Source organism: Shewanella surugensis, assembly GCF_023284005.1.
Classification (GTDB): Bacteria; Pseudomonadota; Gammaproteobacteria; order Enterobacterales; family Shewanellaceae; genus Shewanella; species Shewanella surugensis.
In genome coordinates, this window is the sequence record NZ_JAKIKS010000034.1 from 1 (window position 1) to 17,064 (window position 17,064).

Genomic DNA, 17,064 nt, shown 5'->3' on the forward strand with positions numbered 1-17,064 from the left:
ACTTCGGCGGCAAGCTCAGCTTCCCTCTGGCTAGTGCTTGCTTTCTTGGTTGTTTTTGCACGCCAGCTATAGATTTGTGATTCATGAATACCCAGCTCTTTTGCGGCTTTGTAAACCCCATTTCTTTCAGCTAAAGCAAGTGCTTCTTTCTTGAACTCATCTGTGCGTATTTTCTTTGTCATCATATTATACCTCGGTTAGTGATTTTACTCACTTAGCCGAGAGTCCGAAAGTACTGCCAAGGATCAAACCGCTCTTTATAAGTTCTAGGCTCTGTCATTCTTTGCCGCTCAGCTCCTGCACCCGTTTTCCATGCTTTATGAAAATCTTCTATTCGCCACCTTGCAGTGTAAATATCAATAATATTACTATTTAACTTTTGGGATACATTTACAGCCACGCTTCACACCGCAACAATAAGCACAACGGTAATTACCTAGTTAACCATTATGCGCAGCAAGTTGTTAACGTTAATAGTGCATTTAAGGTGAAAAATCTAACCTAGATCTCAGCTTGCGTACTTACATCTCTATTTGTATCAAACTCTTTTTGACTTAAAAAATTGTTTCATTAATATGTAATTACAAATTGATACGAAAAAACTAAAAGCAATCATATTTATTTTATGGAATATATATTGTTTATATAAGAAGGTAAATATTTATATTACTAATATTAGGATTGTATCAATTATAATAATAAATCGGTTGTTGACAGGTTGTTTTATTACAGTCGTTTTAATAATGACTATAATAAATTTCATTCATAAATCCATAATCCTTACCCAAGGAAACTAGATAATATATGAAACTAAGTTATAGTGTTAATAGTATAAAAACAGGAAGTTTACTAGAGTCTTCACTTGAAGTTATGAAATCAGGTTATTCTGGTGTAGAGCTATGTTTTAGTAAAGATCAATGTAATCCATTCTACCTTACTGATGACGAAGTATTAGAATTAAGAAAACAATTTGCAGAGAAAAAAATTAACCCTGTTGCTATATCAACAGCTACTACCTTTTTCCTATCTGATATTCCCCATGAACCCTCTGTTGTATCTGTTGATGTCGATTCGCGCCAGAGTCGAATTAATAATTCACGATTTAAATTACATTTTGATTTATCTCATACATATTGTACAGAAAAAAAATATTTGCAGACCATAAAGGAAGCATCTAAAGATACTGCTTATATACACCTATCTGATATAAAAATTGATTACAATTTAACGTTCCTAGATATTAAAGATGAACAGTCAATTCCATCCAGCATAAGTACCTGAGTTGAAGTTATCTAGTACTTTTTTGATTTTTAATCATTCCCTATATGTAGATTACCTAGACGGTGTATGGGCTAGCGCTGTTTAAAGGGCTAAACCCAACCTTGGTAAATTTTTAGCTAAGCACTTAGCAGCAAATCTTAGCTCTGATATTCATGAAACTCGCAATGAGTTGTAACTACTGCTAATACCATCACGTCAGATGGTTGGCTATGTACAGACTATCTAATTTAACATCAATAAATCGAGGCTATTTGTGTCTAACTTTTCTCAGTTAACTCCTAACCTGATGAAACATTTGGTTGAGTTCAACAAAACAAAACGTTCATTTGAAAACATCAGTTTAATCGAACATTTTAAACGACAAGTAAATAAAAACCCTCATTCTATCTCAGTGCAATATAAAGAAACCGCACTTACATATAAGCAGCTAGATAAGATGTCAGATAAGATCGCATTTCACCTGATGGTTCAATTCAATGGAGTTGACCTAAATGGAAAAAACATTGCGTTTTGTCTCGAACGTAACGAGAAAGTGATCGCTCTGATTATCGCGATTCTAAAGGTTGGAGCTACGTATGTTCCATTTGATCCAACACACCCGGATGAACGTCTTCATTATGTATTAGAAGACTGCTCAGCATGTTTTCTAGTCACCGATTTCATCTCTTTGGGCCGTCAGTCTTATTGTCGAGAGTTTACGCTTGATAGTGCCATTGATATTGAAAGGGGAAAGACCTCCTTTCCTATTGTCAAAACATCCCCAAGCTCCACTGCTTATATTATGTACACTTCAGGTTCGACAGGGCAACCAAAAGGCGTAAAAATATCCCAACAGGGCATAACGCGTTTGGTTATCAACAGTGAAACTCTCAAAGTATGCCCTAATGCTGTATTTGCTCAAACGGGCAATATTGCTTTCGATGCGTCAACTTTAGAAATATGGGCTCCTTTGTTAAATGGCGCAAGCATTGTTGTTATTTCATACGAAACAGTTATCGATAGCGCTGCCCTTCAAAATGAACTGAGTTGTAAACAAGTAACAGATGCTTGGTTCACGGTTGCTCTTTTCAATCAATTGGCTGCAGACAACAAAAATGCATTTGGTAGTATCAATAACTTGATGATTGGGGGAGATGCACTTAACCCAAAAAGTGTTGAGTCTGTATTGACCTCTGACAATCCTCCTAAACAGATTTGGAATGGTTACGGTCCGACCGAAAATACGACTTTTACAACCATGCATCCAATCGAATTGTCAGATTGTCGTTCAAACTCAATCCCTATTGGAAAACCTATTTCAAACACAACTTGCTATGTGCTCGATGAAAACTTACAGCCAGTTACTGACGGGCAACCTGGTGAGTTATATACCAGTGGGTTAGGAGTGGCCAACGGTTACTTAAATAAAGCAGACGAAACAGCAGAAGCTTTTGTTAATAATCGATTTTATGCACACGCAGTCGTGCGAGATGAAACTCCAGCAACCGAAATCATGTATAAAACAGGCGATAGAGTTCGCAGGTTAGACAGCGGATGTATCGAATTTATTGGTAGAGTCGATAACCAATTGAAAATCAGAGGATTTCGTTTAGAGTTAGGAGAGGTTGAGACTGAGCTAACGAAACTTGAAAACGTTGAGCGAGCAGTCGTTATTTCACAAGAGCACCAAGGTCATAAGTATTTGGTGGCATATTGCGTCAGTAACTCCTCTTCTTCTGAGATAATAGCGCAATTTAGAACTGAAGTACCCGCTTATATGGTTCCCACTAACCTGATCATTATGGATACTTTCCCATTGACGGCCAATGGTAAGGTTGATAAAAAAGCGCTCCATAAGCCTTCGTTTTCTTTTTCATCAACTTCTGTGGAATATTCGGCAGCACAAACGGCCATGGAAGAAACTCTCACATCGATTTGGGGAGCGATATTAATGATTAATCAGCCAATCAGTCGCGATGCAAACTTCTTTGAAATAGGTGGTCATTCATTGCAAGTTGTAAAAGTCAGGCAACAACTTATTACGCAAAGAAACGTTGAAATTAAGATCGCTGATTTCTTTAAATTTCCAATTTTGATGGATCTTGCACATTATATTGAGACTTTGAGCTCTGATTCAACACTTATAAAAGATAGGAAGATAAAGAGGAGAGCTCCCTCTCACGAATTGATCCCACTATCTTTTGAACAGCAGCGCTTATGGATGATCGAAAAAACTCAAGGTTCTTCCGCTCTGTACAATATCCCTGCCGTATTTCAGATTAGTGGCGACTTCTCTCCATCAGCTCTAGAATCCGCTTTTAGGATACTAATCTCTCGTCACGAAAGCTTAAACGTTCGGATTATTGAGAAAAATGCTCAAGGGTACCAACAAGTTTATAAGAATAAATTCTCTTTACCCATCAATACATTAGAAAGTGAGGGACAGTTAAATCAAGCGCTTGAAGAAGGCGCTGAACGCCCATTTGACTTCGAAAATGAAGCTCTGTTACATGTCAACCTTTATCATTTTTCAGACTCATATTACCTATTAGTGAACATTCACCACATTATTACTGACGGTTGGTCAATGGGGAACTTTTATGCGGAGTTGAAATCTCTATATTCATTAGAGATTGGTGAGCCATCAGAAGGTTTAGAAGAACTTGAGGTCCAATACACTGATTATTGTCTGTGGCAGAAAGAGCGAGACTTAAGTGATGATCTTAATTTCTGGGTAAACCGACTAACTGATGCTAAGCCATTAGAGCTCCCTACTATAAAAAGTTCAGCAACACATAACGAAAGCGAACAATGCTCTCTGATACTTGATGCAGAACTAAAGAAAAATCTTGAAGTTCTCGCAATAGATAACCAAACGGGTTTGTTTAACATTCTTTATTCTGGTCTATCGATACTATTATCTCGATACTGTTCCCAAGATGATGTCTCAATCGCAAGTATTTGGGCTAACCGTCCAGTTCAGGAATTGGCGAAACAAATAGGTTTCTTTGCCAACACAATAATTCTACGTACTCAGGTTAACGAAGATCAGTTAGTTTTAGAGTTTATTGAACATAATCATCAAATTCTACTCGAGTCTTTTGAACACGGCTCAGCACCTCTTGATCAAGTATTGTCCCGACTAAACATACCACGCAACGGTGATCATCACCCACTATGCTCTGTTGCCTTTGTTTTACAGAATACAGATGGTGGAAACGGGAAGTCGTTAGATTTACCGCACGCAAAGTTACGAAACATTGAATTAAAGCCTGAACAAGCTAAATTTGATTTACTGCTTAATGTCACTCTACCAGGGAATGAAGGACTAAAGGTTGAAGCGTTATTCAGAAAAGGAATCTGGCCTGAAGCATTGATACCTCAGCTTTTGAAAAATTATGAAAATATACTCACTGCGATAGTTTCTGGTTCAAATAAAATAAATGATATAGATCTTCTTACTGATGGAGCCTATCGCCATCACATAATTGAGTTGAACAGAACGAGTATGCCAGTAGAACAATTAGACTTAATAACACGCTTCCAAGAGCAAGTTAAACACTCACCTGATTCTCCAGCAGTGCTATTTAAAGACCGAATATTGAGTTACCAGAAACTCGATCAGCTATCTGATAACATTGCTTATAGCCTACAGAAAAATTCTGACCACAACTCTTTGGAAGATAAGTATATTGCGTTTGCTCTAGAGCGTGACGACTTGATGATTGCTGTTATCCTAGGCATTCTCAAAGTAGGTGCTATTTATGTTCCATTTGATCCAAGCCACCCTGACGAGCGTTTACACTACATTCTCGAAGATAGTGATGCATGTATACTGATCACTGAATCTGCACATCAAGGACGACAAGCCCTCTGTGCTGAAATCACTTTAGCCAACCTAGATCTTGATCAAAAACTTCCAGCATTTCCGGTCGTTCAGAAATCACCGGATAGTATTGCATATATTATGTACACATCAGGATCAACAGGGCAGCCAAAAGGAGTGAAGGTTCCCACTCGTGGCATAACACGTTTGGTTGTTAATAACGCTACCATTCCAGTTTCTTCCGAATCAGTGTTTTCGCAGGCTGGTAACATTGCGTTTGATGCATCAACGTTGGAAATTTGGGCCCCACTACTCAATGGAGCAAGCCTCGTCGTTATCCCTTACGAAACGGTCATTGATAGTACTGCATTGCAAGACGAACTTAAAACGAAAAAAATCACCGATGCTTGGTTTACTGTCGCTCTGTTCAACCAGATAGCTTCTGAAAATGTGAACGCATTTAGTGGCATGAACAACCTCATGGTTGGTGGGGATGCACTCAACGCCAAAAGTATTGCTTCAGTCCTAACTTCTGACACACCTCCAAAAAAAATCTGGAATGGATATGGTCCAACAGAAAACACCACTTTTACAACAATGCACCCAATAGCGTTGGAAGATTGTTATAAGGGTTCGATTCCAATTGGTCGACCTATCTCGAGCACCACGTGCTATGTACTAAACAGTCACTTGCAACCACTACCTGTAGGCGTTTCAGGAGAACTTTACACTAGTGGTGAAGGCCTAGCTGATGGTTACCTGAACAACCCTGATAAAACTGAAGATTCCTTTATTTCCAATCCATTTTATCAAAATGAAATGGTTCGGAATGCAACTCCAGCCACCGCAATTATGTACAGAACAGGCGATAGAGTTCGTTGGCTAAATGATGGAACACTTGAGTTTATTGGGCGAGTCGATAACCAAGTTAAAATTCGTGGCTTTCGTTTAGAGCTAGGGGAAGTTGAAAGGATTCTCACTCAACTTCCTGAAGTTGAGCAAGCAGTTGTTACTGCTAAAGAACATCATGGTCAGAAACAACTATTTGCCTATTGTGTAAGTCATTCTACTCAAGCAGACATATTAAAGTCATTGCGATCACAAGCTCCAGCTTACATGATTCCATCCGGTATGAATGTCATGGAAAGCTTCCCACTCACCTCTAACGGTAAAGTAGATAAACGCAAACTTCCTGAGCCCGATTTCACTGTATCGGTGCAGCAGACAATTATTGCACCAAGAACCGAAACCGAAACAATATTAGTCGATATATGGAAAGGGTTACTTACAGATATCAATGAGGTGAGTGTGGAAGACCACTTCTTTGAAATTGGGGGGCATTCACTACTAGTCATTCGCATGATCGATCAGATTAACAAAAAACTGGATATTCAGCTTGAAGTAAAAACAGTATTTACCACTCCGATTCTGCTTGAACTGGCAAGTATCATTGATGGGAATGAAATTCAGGATGAAGATGACAGGATATACTATGAAGATCAGTGGCTCAAGCTATACAAATCATTTATATCAGCGGAAGATGTTAACGTAAGAAATGTGCTACTGACCGGTGCTACTGGATTCTTAGGGGCTCATTTATTGCATGAATTACAAAAACAATTACCCACCGCAAATATTTATTGCTTAGTTCGTGGGTGTGATATCGCATCAGGTATGCAGAAACTCCTATCCTCCTGTGAGAAATACCGAATATCAGTCAATTCTAAACAGATTAAAATACTGTGCGGTGATCTTAATAAAAGTAAATTAGGGTTAAATGATGAGACATGGAATTGTTTAGGACAAAACATTGATGCCATATACCATTGCGGAGCATGGGTAAACCATCTACATAGCTACGTTATGTTACGTAATGCTAATGTTATCAGCACACTATATTTATTAGAGCTGTGTCAACAGGGCTCTCCGAAACAGATGTTCTACGTGTCAACTATGTCTTCTGCGCCGATGGATGAAACGGGTATTCAAGAAAAGCTTGTCGCTAACTCACCAAATGCTAAAAACGGCTATATTCAATCTAAATGGGTTTCAGAGCGCCTTATGGAACAGGCGTTTAAACAAGGTTTATATGGCACGATTTATCGTATGGGAAATATTACAGGTTGTACCCGTTATGGTGCATCCAACGCGGACATCAATCATACCTTAAATTTAATTAAGGGGTGTTTACAGATGGGTGCAGCGCCTAATTGGGAGTCTTACAACCTCGATATTAGCCCCGTGGATATGCTTGCGGCCTTACTTGTATCAAGCAGTTTTCAAAAGAAACACTTACAAGACATTGTTAACCTCGGATACCTTGCATTTGTAAATTGGCGAAAAAAGCTAGAACATCTTGTAAATAAAGGTCACAAATTGAAGTTTGTGTGTCCTAGCGAATGGGCAGAGAAATGGGTCCCTCATATCAATACCGATAATGCCCTTTACCCATTTAAATCATTCTATTTAGAATCGAAGCAACATCAGGAGATCAACGTCGAACGTGAGTATATTAAGCAATCAAACCTAGACTTCGATATGGACTCTCTGCTAGACATTTATTATCAACATTGGAGTGAGAGCGGCTTTATCGTAGCCGCCGATTCCGCTTAATCTAGACGACTAACCTTATCAAGCAGCCCCCACTAAATCATTAGTGGAGGCAGTCACTTCGATAGACTTTATGACAAAACCCTAACTTAAATGCAATGTAAGCTATTAATATAGGGGTGTCTGCCTTATCAATCCCCTCATAAAAACTAGGCCTGACAAGGGTTGTAGGTTGTGGCAGTCTCTTTTTACCCATTTTCATTTAATGATCTGATGCTTACCCACGATAAAATTAATCAACATATAGACAATATTTTTGGCCATGATATGCACGCAAAGCGTGTTCATTCTTTAGCAAATGCCACCCTCGGCGTTATTCAAAAAGGCTCATTGGCTATTCATACCATTGGTAAAGGCTTAGCAACAGCCAAAAAACTCAAACCCAAATCATCTATAAAACAAGTTGACCGCTTACTCAGCAAATACAGAAAAGCTGTTTTTACTGAGGAGGTAGATACAGAGTTGAAGAATATTTGTATTGATATCTGATGTTACGCAGCCATCCGATATCGCTGAAGTTCGGCATAAACGGATCGTGATGCATTGATGAGTAACTTTCGACAAATAGCAAAGGGATTGAGATTGTTTTTGATACTTAAACTTTCTAGCTTAAAGGCTGCACAAATTGACATGAATATGTGGTTACTTTGAGTTCTCACTGTTCTGGTTGGCGACTTTGCCATATTAGCGTTTGACTTCAATGATTTGTGAAACACCTCCACTTTCCACCGTCTTTTGTAGGTCGTGGTGATGGCGTCATAGTCGCAAGTTAAGTCACTGCAAACCAGATGCAATATTCCAGTGCTGCCGTCTTTGTTTGTAAAAACTTGGCGAACTAAAAGGACTGCTTTCTCATATCCTTTTAGCCAGCCTTGCACTGCGGTTTGTTCTGGGAAATTCAGCTCATCTACTCGTACAAAACGCTTATTTTTTCTGTCTTCCTCGGACAACGCTATTAGTCAGTTACTCTTGAGTGCTGCGATAAAGTGCTTGTCCTTACTGGTGATGAAATCAAAATTATCTTTTGATGAAAACCAGCTATCCATAAGAATAAAAAGAAATTTCAAGTCATTACTAATACAGGTTTCGATCATTTGACGCATCATTTCATTTTTGGTTATCTCGCTTTTACGTTTGACCTTCCTAGTCTTCAGATCACTATATTGGAAGGGCTTTTTTACCAACTCAAATGCCACTGGAATAGACATTTCGCCTGAGTGGTACAGTGGATTCAACAGGTTGACGCCCTTGACGTTGCGGCCACTGCAGTGATCGTAATGCCAGCACATTAACTCACTTTCATCCGTCCAAGCTTTTTCTTGAATCGTGTCGTCAAAAATCAACACGCCATCATTACGCTCAACGTTTCTCACTGTCGATTTAACCTGCTGCCATAAATCTTTGGAAGTGTATCTTGCCCTGATAAAAGCCGAGTGATCTTGTCATGACTGACCTCACCTTCGACCATGTCTGACAGACCTGTCGCCGTCGCAGCACCAAAGGTGCTTAGCAAATAGTCGGTGTATCAATCAAGGTTAGCTTTTTTCATCAGGCAAGAATACCAGATATGGTTTGCGTAACATCAGTAATTAAAAGTATTTCAGCTCGTGAAATATTCAAGAGATGTCCTGAAGTGAAAAAGCAATTATGGGGAGGGCCGTTTTGGTCAGATGGTTATTTTGTTAGCACAGTAGGAAAGCACGGTGATGAAGAAACGATCAAAAAATATGTAAAGAATCAAGGTAATGATGACTATAAACAGTTTCATAAACAATTGGTAGAGAAGAGTGAACAGTTGATGGTGGGGTGATCAATTAATACCCCGCAGCTTGCTGCGGGGATTTTTATTGGAATGACTTTTCTAGGTTGTATTTTTAACGGTATGATTATAAATGCTTTTAATCCAGTATGATTCATAGCCAAAAAAGGGGGTTGTATCATTGCTTTATTAATGGGGTTAATTGATATAGATTGTCCATTGTTTTTATAGGGAATATAAGTTTATAAGGATATAAAATGAATACTGTAGTAAAAACCCATGAGTTTAATAAAGAGCAATGTGACAAGTTAATCGATGCGTTTAATGGTATTGGATTAGATTTGACTTATGTATTTTTCAAATCAGGACAAAAGGACACTCAATGGTTCGATGGGTGTACTGGATTAGACGTTAAACTCAATAATAGGATGGTCTTCATTATTAGGAAGTCTAATGCCATTATTAAACTTAATAAAATTCCTGAAGATAAACGTAATGAGTTTGTGGAGGCTATTCATTCAGTTGATATTTTTGATGCTGAAGATTCAGCGTTTGTTATTCCATTAGGGTCGCTATTTTTATTGATATTGGGTTTTGGTTTACTGCCCTTTTATTTCGAAAAATCAATTATCTTAGGTTATGTTGCTTGCGGATCGGTATCTTGCTTAATTATTGGTACGTTAATGCTTATGTTTTCTAATTTTACCCTAGGAAAAAATCCGCTGTATACATCGGGGTTAGTCATATTTGCTTTAGGTATGCTGGTGTTTTCGCCCGTATCGCTGTTATTAAAGCCTTTTCTAATGTCTATCGTTGAAGAAAAATTACCTAAATATTTAGGTGATCCAGAACAGATCTTAGATGCCCAAAATTAATGGTTAAGATAGCAATACCAGCCATAGATTTTTTCTGTTTGCCACCAAAGATCACCGAGTGATCTTTGGTGGTTGACCTATTGCACCATTATAATGGCATGAGATGATTTTCAACTTATATCGACTTAACTCTTTTCTGCGAAAAATACTGTTTCACAAGCCTTAGGCACTATTGAACTGAGCGCTTTTGATACCAGCTGGAGGGGTTATGGGTTGCTCTAGCATGGTTGTTATTTGATCGCTGGTGGTTTGCCATAAGGCTCGAGGCATTGTTTTTTTGAAAAAACCAAAATGACCGATGAAGGGAATAGCATGATCTTCAGGATGGAGTCGCTCGAGTGTGACAGATGCATTGCGATAAAATTGGGCGAGGGCTTTAACGGATTTGAGTGGGGCAAAATCATCATCATCGCTAATGGCATAAAAATGCATGGGAGAATGCACTTGAGAGAAATAAGGGCGCCATTTTATGCCGTTTTCGTCACAGATATAGTCTGGGTTTCTTGCCCATTTAGCCCATTGCTGAGCGATGCCTTTTGGCAGAGGTTCGCTGCCGAGGATCGTGCGGGGTAAGTAACCGAATACTTGTGACATGATGGGGATGATACCATACCAAGCGAGCCAGAGTTTTGGCCACTTTTTTTTATCCCAATGACGCCAATAGCCAGATTGACCCGAGAGACTAAGGCATGCGCTCAATGCGTTATTATTGTTTGCTAGGCCAATAATTTGCGCGCCTACCGAATGGCCAAGGCAGACGATGGGAAGCTGAGCGTGGTGTTCTTGGCACCATGTAATGCAGGCGGAAAAATCCAGCTCGCCCCAGTCTTGCATTCTCATTTGTTTACGTTGCTCAGTCTTTTTAGGTTGACTGCCACCAATACCACGATAGTCATAACACAGTACTATAATGCCTTCTTGGGATAAAAATTGAGCATAATCGGTGTAATATTGTTTTTTTACCCCCGTGGCTGAATTGATGATAACGATGCATTTGGCGGGTGTTAGGGAGGCATATAAAGTGGCAGCTAAATTAAAGCCATCTTTGGTTCTTATTGTGGTGTGGGTAACTTCCTTGGCTTCCATTGAGACGATTCCTTATCTTTTAGCTTATTATTGAGTGAGTCTGTCGATCATGACGTTTATTTCTAACCATGTTAGATTATTGTAATTTTATTTTTTAGTCCAATACTTAGCCTGTCTAAGCGTGATTTATGACTGTTAATATCGTTGCTTATTGTTTTATTATTTATATAACTTTTATCTCCTTTACACTGTTTATATATAACCTAAGGTTATTAGTTGATAGATTTCAATCTAGGTTTTAGGGAGATAAGGTTGGCAGTCACTAAGGTTTGTCACTTAAAATGAATCTCATGCTAATACACTCTTCTGTGTGACGCCTTGTTTTAACGCGAGCACTTGGGCTTATTTTTATTGTAGGAATAGTATGGATCCCATTAGATTGACACATTTGAAGGCACTTGAAGCCGAATCAATACAAATTATGCGTGAAGTGGCCGCTGAATTTGAGAATCCTGTCATGCTGTATTCCGTGGGGAAGGATTCATCGGTCCTGCTTCACTTGGCGAGAAAAGCCTTTTATCCCGCTAAAATCCCCTTTCCTTTGATGCATGTTGACACCAACTGGAAATTTAAGGAAATGATCACTTTTCGTGATCAAATGGCGGAAAAACACGGGTTTAATTTAATCGTGCATAAGAACCCGCGCGGGATAGAAATGAACATTAGCCCTTTCACCCATGGTAGTGCTAAGCATACTGACATCATGAAAACGGAAGGCTTGAAGCAAGCGCTCGACATGCATGGTTTCGATGCCGCTTTTGGTGGTGCACGCCGTGATGAAGAAAAATCGCGTGCTAAAGAGCGGGTGTATTCTTTCCGCGACAGCAAGCATCGTTGGGATCCTAAGAATCAGCGTCCTGAGTTATGGAATATCTATAACGGTAAAGTGGATAAAGGTGAGAGCATTCGTGTGTTTCCTTTATCGAATTGGACTGAGCTGGATATTTGGCAGTATATCTATTTAGAGCAAATTGAAATTCCTTCGCTTTACTTGGCGGCGCCGCGTCCTGTGGTTGAGCGTGATGGCACGCTGATCATGGTTGATGATGAGCGTATGGAGTTTGAAGAAGGCGAAGTGGTTGAAAATAAAATGGTGCGTTTTAGAACCTTAGGGTGTTATCCGCTGACGGGCGCGGTTGAATCGACGGCCACAACCTTACCTGAAATTATTCAAGAGATGTTGCTTTGTACCACTTCTGAGCGCCAGGGCCGAGTGATTGATAATGACTCTTCGGGGTCGATGGAAAAAAAGAAAATGGAAGGCTATTTCTAAGCTTACTTCCTTTTTAGGCTTACGCCCTTTTTTAAGTCCCTCTTTTTATCGAGCTTTATGTGAGGGAAAAGAAAGATTTGCATTTTTACCGTTTTGAGCACAAATGCGTGACTCGAGATTGAAGCACGAAGGATTAACAGATGTCTGATAATAGTACCTCACTGATCGCTTCCGATATTGAAGCGTATTTGAAAGTCCATGAAAATAAAGACATGCTGCGCATTTTAACCTGTGGCAGTGTCGATGATGGGAAATCTACATTAATTGGCCGTTTACTTTTTGATAGTAAAATGATTTTTGAAGATCAAATGGCCGCTATCGTGAAAGATTCCAAACGGTTTAATACCACGGATGAGTCATTTGATTTGGCTCTACTGGTGGATGGTTTGCAATCTGAGCGAGAGCAAGGGATCACCATTGATGTTGCATATCGCTATTTTGCTACTGAGCAACGTAAATTTATTATTGCCGATACGCCGGGTCATGAGCAATACACTCGTAATATGGCGACTGGAGCATCCACTTGTGATTTAGCCATTATTTTGATCGATGCGCGTCATGGCATCCAAGTACAGACCCGTCGTCACAGTTTTATTTGCTCTTTATTAGGCATTAAACATGTCGTTGTTGCGGTCAATAAGATGGACGCGGTGGACTATGACCAAAGTGTCTATCAGCAAATTAAAAAAGAATACCGAGAATTTGCGGACGATTTGGATTTTTGTGATGTGCGCTTTGTGCCGATGTCAGCATTAAAAGGCGACAATGTGGTCAATGAAAGTGCCAACATGCCTTGGTACCCAGGCTCTTCATTGCTGAAACTCCTCAATACTGTGTCGGTTAATCATGATGCGAATCAATCGTTTCGTTTTCAAGTGCAATATGTGAATCGGCCTAATCTTGATTTTCGTGGTTTTTGCGGCACGCTAGCCTCGGGTGATATCCGTGTCGGCGACACGATTGTCGCTTTACCGTCAGGAAAAAGCAGTAAGGTCAAATCGATCGTCACCTTTGATGGCGATTTAGAAAAAGCCCAAGCTGGTGAGGCCGTCACGCTGACTTTGGAAGATGAGATTGATATTAGCCGCGGCGATATGCTGGTGCGGCCTCATGACTTACCGCATTCGAGTGCGCATTTTGATGCCGATGTGGTGTGGATGACCGAGGAGCCGCTACACTTTGATAGAGAATATTTGATTAAGGCGGGCAGTCATTCTGTTTATGGATTTGCTGAGACGATTCAATATAAAGTGGACGTTAATACTCTCGATAAATTGGATGCGCAGCAATTAGGCTTAAATGAAATAGGTCGTTGCCGTTTTGAAACCACCGCACCACTGCAATTTGATGCTTATGGTGATAACCGCTCAACGGGCGCGTTTATCATTATTGATCGCTTAACAAATGTGACGGTGGGCGCGGGTATGATCCGTGATGCGGTTTCAGCCAATGTGCAAGCTAATACACCAAACAGTGCTAAAGCGCCGCATGCTTATTCAGAGTTTGAATTAGAAATGAATGCGTTAGTGCGCAAACACTTCCCTCATTGGGATGCTAAAGATATCACTCGCTCTTAATATGATGTCAGTGTGATAGATAAAGTGGATCGCGGCCGAGTCTGCTCAGCGATCCATGCTTATCTTAATTTGAGCGTTCATCTTAATTAGGTTATCTATTTTGATGGCGGGATTTTTTATTGGTCGCCTGTTTGTTTATGGGGCGTTTAGGCGTTATGACGATTGTTTATTGTATGTTTTATCTGAGCGTTTTTAAGTGTGTTTATCTGCGCTTTCAAGTGTCCTTATCAGCGAGTCTTTCACTATCGAAACGGCTTTAGATAAACAGACTTTCAATAAAGCCGCACCGATAAAATAGTCGCAATCCATTCAGTTTTATTCATCTGGGGTCTTATGTCTATTGATGCTTATTTAACCTTAGGTATTTTCGTTGGCACCATTGTTGGACTGGTCACTTTCCAGCAACGTCCAGCGGCGGTGTTTGGTGTGACGTTAATGTCGCTAGTTGCATTAGGCTTGGTATCACGAGCACAATTATTATCGAGTATGGTCAATCCTGGGCTGGTGACCTTAGTGCTGTTGGTGTTGTGTTCATTTGCATTGGAAAAAACGCGTTTACTCAGAGTGATCGCCTCAAAAATGATCGTCAGTAGCTATCAATCGACTTGGTTCAGGCTATTTGGGATCACGGCCGCTTGCTCGGCGCTGCTTAATAATACGGCGGTGGTGGCCACCTTGTTATCGCCTATTCGTAATAATCCACATCATTTTGCCAGTAAACTGTTATTACCTTTATCTTATGCGGCCATTTTAGGCGGAACCTTGACCTTGATTGGCACCTCAACCAATTTAATCGTTAATAGCCTTTTTATTGAAGCCGAAGGCCATGGGCTGAGCTTCTTTTCTTTTACTGCAGTGGGCGCGTTACTCGTGGTGGGCTGCGGCATTGTATTGCGTTTGGCGAGTCGCTGGTTGCCTGAAATCAGCGTTGAAGACAGTGGTTCTAAAGGCTATTTTATTGATGCTAAAGTCAAATTAGGTTCAGAACTGATTGGTCGCAGCGTCGAAGCAAACGGCTTACGTCATCTTGAATCGTTATTCTTGGTGGAAGTGGTGCGTGAAGGTCGATTGATTAGCCCTGTGGCGCCAACAGAAGTCATTGAGATTAATGATAAACTGATTTTCTCTGGTGATGTGGCTAAGGTCAGACAGTTAGATCAATTTACCGGACTTGAATCTTTTGCTCACGAGAATGGTTTACTGGATCGAAATTTAACCGAAGTGGTCGTGAGACCTGAAAGTGTATTGGTGGGTAATAGCCTCAAATCGGCAGGCTTTCGCGCCTTATTTGATGCGGCTGTGGTCGCCATTCGCCGTGATGGAGAGCAAATATCCGGTAAACTTGGAGAGGTGCTTATTCGCAGCGGCGATTTTTTAGTGTTAGCGGTGGGGGAAGATTACCCGAGTCGGCGTAACATCAGTAAGAACTTTATTGTCCTCAGCGGTGTTGAGCCAGAAATGAGACTGAATGGTTGGAAAGCGTGGTTAGCGATAGGAGGCTTCTTACTCGGTGTGGGGCTCGCGGCCACAGGTTTGCTCGACATGATGCAGTCAATGTTATTGTTACTCGGTATACTGATTTTTACTGGGTGTATCACGGTGAATGAAATCATGCGCCGCTTTCCGATTGATATTTGGCTGGTGGTCTCGACGGCGATTTTATTGTCTCATGCCTTAGTTAATTCAGATGTGGTCTCGGTATTGAGTCATTGGATTAATGCTAGCTCGGATAAGAATGATGTGTATCTGGCCTTGATAGCCGTTTATGTCGCGACGTGGTTGATGACAGAGCTGGTGACCAACAATGCGGCCGCCGCGTTGATGTTTCCCATTGCTTATAGTATTGCGTTGGGATTGGGGGTGGATGTGATGCCCTTTGTGATGACAGTGGCCTTTGCAGCCAGTGGCAGTTTTATGAGCCCTTATGGTTACCAAACGAATTTGATGGTGTTTAATGCGGGTCAATACAAACTGACCGATTTCTTTAAAGTGGGCGCCGCGGTGAGTGTGACCTATGGTGTTATTGTACTGAGTGCGGTGCCAGTATTTTTCCCGTTTTAATGGCCGAGAACGTAAGTCAATAAGTAAGATAAATGGATAGGAAGTGAAATGTCTAAGTCACCTTATATCAACAGAGATGTTGATAACGAAAAATCAGCCAATGTGGTTTGGCATCAAGCCAGCGTGAGTCATGAAGAGCGAATGGGTTTAAATGGTCACAAACCTGCGGTGTTATGGTTTACCGGCTTAAGCGGCTCGGGTAAATCGACAATGGCCAATGCGGTCGATAGATTGTTACATCAGTTAGCATGTCATACCTATGTGCTTGATGGTGATAATGTACGTCATGGACTCAATGGTGATTTGAGCTTTTCTGATCGTGATCGGGTGGAAAATATTCGCCGAATTGGTGAAGTGTCAAAACTGTTTGTTGATGCGGGCATGCTGGTGCTCACAGCCTTTATTTCACCTTTTAGGGCGGATAGAGAACTGGTGCGTAGTTTAAATCAAGCAACGCAATTTATTGAGGTCTTCATTGATACCCCGCTTGATGTGTGTGAGCAGCGCGACCCAAAAGGACTGTATAAAAAAGCTCGCAATGGGGAAATTAAGCAGTTTACGGGGATAGACTCGGCTTATGAGGTGCCAGTATCGCCTGAGCTCCGAGTCGAAACGGCAGGTAAGAGCATTGAATCTTGCGCTCAGCTAGTGGTGGACTATTTATTGGAACAAGGGATTATCAGTCGCCAAAATTAAGGTGAGACTCAGCGATGGAGAATGATAAGGCTAATAGAAAA

Annotated in this window: 10 protein-coding genes and 3 pseudogenes; 9 read left to right on the forward strand and 4 right to left on the reverse strand. The window is 40.6% G+C overall.

From position 1 onward, the window contains the following. Together L2764_RS10485 and L2764_RS10490 are read right to left on the reverse strand one after the other, a co-directional pair. On the reverse strand, nucleotides 1-185 hold a 185-nt coding region (locus L2764_RS10485; protein ID WP_248940168.1), incomplete at its 3' end, for a transposase. Nucleotides 186-214: 29 nt separating this feature from the next. Next, nucleotides 215-400, reverse strand: coding sequence for a hypothetical protein (locus L2764_RS10490; RefSeq protein WP_248940200.1), 186 nt, complete (start codon nucleotides 398-400; stop codon nucleotides 215-217). Between the two features lie 404 nt (nucleotides 401-804). On the opposite strand from L2764_RS10490, the gene L2764_RS10495 reads away from it, so the two are divergent. From L2764_RS10495 to L2764_RS10505, 3 genes and pseudogenes are all read left to right on the forward strand, one after another. Beyond that, nucleotides 805-1,281 carry an IolE/MocC family protein gene (locus L2764_RS10495; protein WP_248940169.1) on the forward strand — a complete coding sequence of 159 codons (477 nt, stop codon included), beginning with the start codon at nucleotides 805-807 and terminating at the stop codon, nucleotides 1,279-1,281. Between the two features lie 253 nt (nucleotides 1,282-1,534). Continuing rightward, nucleotides 1,535-7,699, forward strand: coding sequence for a non-ribosomal peptide synthetase (locus L2764_RS10500; RefSeq protein ID WP_248940170.1), 6,165 nt, complete (start codon nucleotides 1,535-1,537; stop codon nucleotides 7,697-7,699). A 210-nt stretch (nucleotides 7,700-7,909) separates the two neighbouring features. Further along, nucleotides 7,910-8,140, forward strand: a pseudogene (locus L2764_RS10505) (IS4-like element ISAs18 family transposase); the annotation flags it as partial. Between the two features lie 47 nt (nucleotides 8,141-8,187). On the opposite strand, the pseudogene L2764_RS10510 reads toward L2764_RS10505, so the two are convergent. Then, nucleotides 8,188-9,209, reverse strand: a pseudogene (locus L2764_RS10510) (IS701 family transposase). Nucleotides 9,210-9,272: 63 nt separating this feature from the next. Between L2764_RS10510 and L2764_RS10515 the strand changes: the two are divergent. Both L2764_RS10515 and L2764_RS10520 read left to right on the forward strand, forming a co-directional pair. After that, a pseudogene (locus tag L2764_RS10515) lies at nucleotides 9,273-9,506 on the forward strand (transposase); the annotation flags it as partial. A gap of 206 nt (nucleotides 9,507-9,712) precedes the next feature. Next, nucleotides 9,713-10,330, forward strand: a complete 618-nt coding sequence (locus L2764_RS10520) for a hypothetical protein (RefSeq protein WP_248940171.1) — start codon at nucleotides 9,713-9,715, stop codon at nucleotides 10,328-10,330. A gap of 162 nt (nucleotides 10,331-10,492) precedes the next feature. Here L2764_RS10520 and L2764_RS10525 read toward each other — a convergent pair whose 3' ends face one another. Further along, complete coding sequence (locus L2764_RS10525; protein WP_248940172.1) at nucleotides 10,493-11,416, reverse strand: alpha/beta hydrolase family protein; 924 nt, start codon at nucleotides 11,414-11,416, stop codon at nucleotides 10,493-10,495. A 364-nt stretch (nucleotides 11,417-11,780) separates the two neighbouring features. On the opposite strand from L2764_RS10525, the gene cysD reads away from it, so the two are divergent. The 4 genes from cysD (at nucleotide 11,781) to cysC (ending at nucleotide 17,023) form a co-directional block, all read left to right on the forward strand. Continuing rightward, on the forward strand, nucleotides 11,781-12,689 hold the full coding sequence (cysD, locus tag L2764_RS10530; protein ID WP_248940173.1) for a sulfate adenylyltransferase subunit CysD: 909 nt from the start codon (nucleotides 11,781-11,783) through the stop codon (nucleotides 12,687-12,689). Between the two features lie 140 nt (nucleotides 12,690-12,829). After that, on the forward strand, nucleotides 12,830-14,266 hold the full coding sequence (cysN, locus tag L2764_RS10535; RefSeq protein ID WP_248940174.1) for a sulfate adenylyltransferase subunit CysN: 1,437 nt from the start codon (nucleotides 12,830-12,832) through the stop codon (nucleotides 14,264-14,266). A 333-nt stretch (nucleotides 14,267-14,599) separates the two neighbouring features. Next, on the forward strand, nucleotides 14,600-16,327 hold the full coding sequence (locus L2764_RS10540; protein ID WP_248940175.1) for an SLC13 family permease: 1,728 nt from the start codon (nucleotides 14,600-14,602) through the stop codon (nucleotides 16,325-16,327). Nucleotides 16,328-16,375: 48 nt separating this feature from the next. Next, complete coding sequence (gene cysC / locus L2764_RS10545; RefSeq protein ID WP_248940176.1) at nucleotides 16,376-17,023, forward strand: adenylyl-sulfate kinase; 648 nt, start codon at nucleotides 16,376-16,378, stop codon at nucleotides 17,021-17,023. Nucleotides 17,024-17,064: the final 41 nt, after the last annotated feature.